Annotated in this window: 7 protein-coding genes; 4 read left to right on the top strand and 3 right to left on the bottom strand. The window is 58.5% G+C overall.

Annotated features, from left to right (window positions below; genetic code table 11):
- Positions 1-59 precede the first annotated feature (59 nt).
- Positions 60-257 carry a hypothetical protein gene (locus RTS12_RS20130; protein ID WP_312531839.1) on the bottom strand — a complete coding sequence of 66 codons (198 nt, stop codon included), beginning with the start codon at positions 255-257 and terminating at the stop codon, positions 60-62.
- Between the two features lie 865 nt (positions 258-1,122).
- On the opposite strand from RTS12_RS20130, the gene RTS12_RS20125 reads away from it, so the two are divergent.
- Positions 1,123-1,671 carry an N-acetylmuramoyl-L-alanine amidase gene (locus RTS12_RS20125; protein WP_312531837.1) on the top strand — a complete coding sequence of 183 codons (549 nt, stop codon included), beginning with the start codon at positions 1,123-1,125 and terminating at the stop codon, positions 1,669-1,671.
- Between the two features lie 2 nt (positions 1,672-1,673).
- Positions 1,674-2,075, top strand: a complete 402-nt coding sequence (locus RTS12_RS20120; protein ID WP_312531835.1) for a hypothetical protein — start codon at positions 1,674-1,676, stop codon at positions 2,073-2,075.
- A 141-nt stretch (positions 2,076-2,216) separates the two neighbouring features.
- On the opposite strand, the gene RTS12_RS20115 is transcribed toward RTS12_RS20120, so the two are convergent.
- Positions 2,217-2,408, bottom strand: coding sequence for a hypothetical protein (locus tag RTS12_RS20115; protein ID WP_312531833.1), 192 nt, complete (start codon positions 2,406-2,408; stop codon positions 2,217-2,219).
- Positions 2,409-2,842: 434 nt separating this feature from the next.
- Between RTS12_RS20115 and RTS12_RS20110 the strand changes: the two genes are divergently transcribed.
- Both RTS12_RS20110 and RTS12_RS20105 read left to right on the top strand, forming a co-directional pair.
- A complete protein-coding gene (locus tag RTS12_RS20110; protein ID WP_312531831.1) occupies positions 2,843-3,457 on the top strand; it encodes an SOS response-associated peptidase family protein in 615 nt (204 codons plus the stop codon).
- Between the two features lie 179 nt (positions 3,458-3,636).
- On the top strand, positions 3,637-3,828 hold the full coding sequence (locus RTS12_RS20105; protein WP_312531829.1) for a hypothetical protein: 192 nt from the start codon (positions 3,637-3,639) through the stop codon (positions 3,826-3,828).
- 148 nt (positions 3,829-3,976) lie between these two features.
- Here the strand turns inward: RTS12_RS20105 and RTS12_RS20100 are convergent, their stop codons facing one another.
- A complete protein-coding gene (locus RTS12_RS20100) occupies positions 3,977-4,390 on the bottom strand; it encodes a cyanoglobin (protein WP_312531826.1) in 414 nt (137 codons plus the stop codon).
- Between the last annotated feature and the right edge of the window lie 352 nt (positions 4,391-4,742).

Genomic DNA, 4,742 nt, shown 5'->3' with positions numbered 1-4,742 from the left:
CAAAATAACGAGCTTACAGCGCCATTAGCGGGTCGATAGGTAATTGCCGTTGATCTAGGTCAAGAACGCAAGCCTATTTCCAGAGAGAGTTCCTCGAGGGCCGAAATCGACGCGTCATAGTTGTTTCCGGACTTCGGAAAACGCTCCTTCTGGCGGCGATAGAATGTCAGCCACTTCTCTAGATCTTCAAGCGGATAGGTGTTCGACCATGAGCCGCGTGCCAGGGTGAAGGTCGATTCGTCGTGTGAAGCTTTCATGCGGTCTTATCGACGGCAGATACCCAGAAGGTAAACAGGGCGAACGTGGCTGTGATGCAATAGTCGGCCCCCGCGGTGATCTTGCGCAACCAGACAGGGGCCGCCGGCCTGCGACGGATCCTTCACCAGAAGGGGCAAGCCGTCCCCCATTTTAACACACCACCCCGCCATCGTGCGGGTTTTTTTCATTCCAAAGAGAGCCCCCCGCGGCCAACTGCGAGGTGCGGTTGCATCGAATCATAAGGGGGGTGCCCCGCTATAATCTGTAGCTCGATGCCATAGGTAAAATGCCCGCCTTGCGAGTGCGTGTGATCATGGCGGGATGTATGATTGCGGCGCGCGCGTTGATGCACTGACCGGCCCCCGCAAGAAGCGCAACCTCTAGTCGGGGGCCGGAGCCCACATGCACTCCATCTCCGAGTCGCGAGCTACCTGATTGATAGCAAAATCATTCACCGCATCAACCAAAGTTTTCATAGTTCGGAGATATTATTGGCGAATTAGCTCCAGCCACCGAGAGAGAGTTATCAGCCGTGAGAGATGCCCTGACCGGCCCCCACTAAGCCGCGCGACAGGGTAGAGGCCGGGATCCGCGGCAGACTCCTCCCCAGGGCGGCGCGGATCGAGTGTATTCTAGCATATTTACTAACGCCTCACGCTGAATGTTTTGTCACCTTCGCCCCGCACGAGAGTGTGTCGAAATGGGAATTCTGTGTTGGCGTGGAGGGCTCAGATAACCGGCCCCCGTAATCGCATCTCTCACGGGGGCCGGGGCGAACCGAACAGTTAAGTCAGCTCAAGCCAAGAGCATCATATCACATCACCCCGCCATCGTGCGGGGTTTTTTCATTTCAAGGAGAGATCCATGGGCAAGATTGCTCTGGTGATTGGGCATAACGCTCGATCGCAAGGTGCTGTGCGCGTCACGGACGGGCGCAGCGAATATGACTGGATGACGGATCTGGCCAATCAGATCTTCGCCCAGGAACCTGCACTCTTCCGCGTGTTCCGCCGTCCAGTTGTGCCGAGCTACACCACCGAAGTCCGGCAGGCCTATGCCGAGGTCGATGCCTGGGGCGCGGATGCCTCGATCGAGTTGCATTTCAACAGCGCGGCCGTGCGATCGGCAACGGGTACGGAAACGCTGACCTCCGGCACCACGGGCAGCCAGCGCCTGGCAAAGCTGATCCAGGCCGCCATGACCAGCACGCTTGGCCTGCGTGATCGCGGGTTGGTCACGCGCAAGCGCGGTGAGCGGGGTGGAGAAAGCCTATGGCAGGGCCGGGCGCCCGCCGTCCTGTTGGAGCCTTACTTCGGCTCGAACCCCAACGACTGCGCTGCTGCCGATCGGCACTTCGCGGCCCTAGCCAGCGCCATTCACATTGCCTGTGCGGCATTCCTCAAAGGAAACTGATCATGGATCTCATCAAAGCAGCGGTTATGCCGCATGTCTTGGAAATCATCAGCATATTGCTGGCCTCGATGCTGGGCTGGGCCGCCAATACTGCGCGAAAGAAATGGGGCATCGACATTGAGGCCCGCTACCGTGATGCGCTGCATTCGGCGATGATGACCGGCGCGCGCCTGGCGCTCCAGCGCGGGCTGACAGGACACGAAGCGATCAATCAGATCCTGCAGCACGTCCAGATCAGCGTGCCGGATGCCGTGATCGGCCTCGATGCCCGCACCGAGGTGCTGGGAAATCTGGCTAAGGCCAAGCTGCAAGAGATCGCGAAGGAGGCCGGGCTGGATCAGCTGACCGAGGCGCTGAAGCGGGCAGGAGTGTCACCAATCGAGGGAATCGCTTCGGCCCGCTAAGCGCTACATTAATCTGGTGAATTCGGACGGAGCCGCGACGATTGGATCTGCGCGATGCCCACCCCGCCCAGTGAGGCGGGCAGATGGGATAAGAAAGCCCCGCGCTGACGGACTAGGCGGGGCAATCTTTACAGATACTGGTCAGTTAGCTTGTGGTTCTGCTGGCTGGATGGGGGTGTTGGTGTCACCCCCCGGCATAACAGGATCGTCTGTTTCATCTGCGAACCAGATGAGGAAACCAGCCAAAACCAGCAAGACGACGGCAACAATGCCGATGATCGGCCAGATGTGATTCTTCTTTTGCTTCTCGATATCGGTTTTCGGCGCTGACATGAGAAATCCTCCTTTGTCCCAACGGGTCGAAGCAGGGATAGTTCCTGATCTGCCCACTGCCTGTGCAAGGAGTCGCGCAGACGAAGTCGACAGCGCCCGTCTGCATTGCTGTGGGGAAGCAGAAACGGGGTTATGATTGCGTGTTCCCGCTTTTTCTCGGCGCTGCTATACGGAGCTGCGACCCCCGAAATGCGAAGCGTCCGCGGCGATCTCTTGTCCGGGCGTAACTGTCGCTCATGAATCAGTGCGAAGTTTTCGCGCCGCAAGTCAACAGGGCGCTGTTCTAGGTGCTTAATTCTGAACTTTCTCGCCGCCGCGTGGTTGGTTCCCAGCATTTGATGAGGAGAAAGAGATGAGAGGCATTATTGCTTGGCTGCTTGGCGTCCCGGTTTTCGTGATCATTCTGCTCTATTTGCTCAATGTGTTCTGATGCCATGTGCAACCTCTACCAGACCGCAAAGTCAGCCGACCTTATAGCTAAAGCTTTCCCCAGCAATCTGCGGGATCTGGCGGGAAATGAGCCCTGGCCAGAGGATGTTTACCCGGATCGCACGGCGCCAATCATTCGTCACGAAGGCGACTGGCTGGCAGTTGCCAAGGCGCGCTGGGGCATGCCGACGCCGCCGATGTATCTCAAGACGGCGCGTGACCCCGGCGTGACCAACGTGCGCAATGTCCGCTCGCCGCATTGGCGGCGCTGGCTTGGCCCAGAGCATCGTTGTCTCGTGCCGGTGGTGCGCTTTTCGGAGCCAGGCAATGATCACAAGCCAGTCTGGTTTGATCTGGTGGAGGGTCGCCCGATGTTCTTTGCGGGCATCCAGGCCCAAGGCTGGACCTCGGTGCGCAAGGTCAAGGACGGCGAAACCACAGACGATCTATTTGCCTTCCTAACCTGCCCCCCAAATGCCGAGGTCGGCGCCGTTCATCCCAAGGCGATGCCGGTGATCCTGACCGAGCCGGATGAGTGGCAAGCGTGGTTCAATCTGCCATGGGACCAAGCGCAGGCGCTTCAGCGGCCCCTGCGGGACGGGGCGCTGAGGATCGTCTAGACCTCCTAACGTGTTCCCCTTATGTTCTAGTCATGATCACTTACGGTGCTGACTATTACGTAACAATTCGGTGCCGCTGCGGCCACGCTGGTGTCGCGGCAGTGACCTATGGCGTGCTGCTGCCTGAGATCCAGAGGCGGGGGCGATGCAGGCGATGCCAGCGGCGCCAGGTTGTCGGGGTGACCGTGCACGGTGTGTTGGCGGGTTATCCCGAGTTGGGCGGCTGGCGCTTCAATGAGGACGGCACGCGCGATCGCATCACGGCAGAGGAATGGCCAGTTGTGGATATTGAGGCCATCGTCACGAGACTGCATGAAGAGGATCGCAAGGCGGCAGCATTGCTGCCTACCCGACAGGACGGCGAGGATTGACCGGGAGCTGAGTTGACGTAACCTCAATACCGCACCCGGTCACGCTTGCGGGTTTAGGGAACCTGAAGCGCGGCATCTATGGCGGGGGTGGACGGAAATGTGAAGGTGCATTTGCTGGCTATTCCAGCTAGAAATTTATGTTGTCGCATTAAGAACTAGTCAGACGGCTTCCATCCTCTAAGTCATCGCGGTTCACCAGCACAAGCGCAGCACGACGCAGGGCTGTGCGCAATGAGTCAAACTCTGGCCCGCCATGGCCCAAATCGTCCAGCGCATGATTTATTAAGGCTAGCCAGCTTTCGGCATCCTGCCTCCGAATGGCGACATGTTCATGTATTTCACGTAAATTCATATGGCCGTGGCGCTCTTGATATGTGCGCCGTCCTCCCAGAAAGCCCAACATGAAATCCACCTGCTCGACGCGAGCATGGGCAACGCCATGGCCGCGAAAATGCAGCTTCAGCAGATCAGCGCCGCGCGGGTCTGTCTCGATCAGGTCGTAGAAGCGGTTGACCAGCGTGTGCAGTCTTTCGGGTCCGCCTATGTCGTCAATTCTTGCCATATCATCCTCCGGTCATGACACCGAACCGAGCATAGTCAGTGAGCTCGCCAGTGCCACTGCCACTTGGGTGAGGCTGATCCGACTCATGAAGATGTCAGAATGGCTTTCGGAGGGGCACTCCAGAACACTGAATTCTGCGCTAACGAACGTCTGGTCGGCCTGTGGGCATATATATGGGGCGGCGAGACAGGCGCGGGCAAGAGGCCATCAACCAGATCCTGTAGCACGTCCAGATTAGCGTGCCTGATGCTGTGATCTGCCTTGATGCGCGGGCAGAGGTGCTGGGAAATCTGGCTAAAGCAAAGCTGAAAAAAGTGGTGGAGGGTGCGCGGCTAGATCAGCTGAGTAAGAC

The organism is Paracoccus sp. (in: a-proteobacteria) (assembly GCF_032007265.1).
Classification (GTDB): domain Bacteria; phylum Pseudomonadota; class Alphaproteobacteria; order Rhodobacterales; family Rhodobacteraceae; genus Paracoccus.
This window is presented reverse-complemented; position numbering and strand designations above follow the sequence as displayed.

What these genes read in the sequence shown, in the direction of transcription:
- RTS12_RS20130 (WP_312531839.1), bottom strand. Translation starts at nt 257, where the DNA reads ATGAAAGCTTCACACGACGAATCGACCTTCACCCTGGCACGCGGCTCA.
- RTS12_RS20100 (WP_312531826.1), bottom strand. Translation starts at nt 4,390, where the DNA reads ATGGCAAGAATTGACGACATAGGCGGACCCGAAAGACTGCACACGCTG.
- RTS12_RS20110 (WP_312531831.1), top strand. Translation starts at nt 2,843, where the DNA reads ATGTGCAACCTCTACCAGACCGCAAAGTCAGCCGACCTTATAGCTAAA.
- RTS12_RS20125 (WP_312531837.1), top strand. Translation starts at nt 1,123, where the DNA reads ATGGGCAAGATTGCTCTGGTGATTGGGCATAACGCTCGATCGCAAGGT.
- RTS12_RS20115 (WP_312531833.1), bottom strand. Translation starts at nt 2,408, where the DNA reads ATGTCAGCGCCGAAAACCGATATCGAGAAGCAAAAGAAGAATCACATC.
- RTS12_RS20120 (WP_312531835.1), top strand. Translation starts at nt 1,674, where the DNA reads ATGGATCTCATCAAAGCAGCGGTTATGCCGCATGTCTTGGAAATCATC.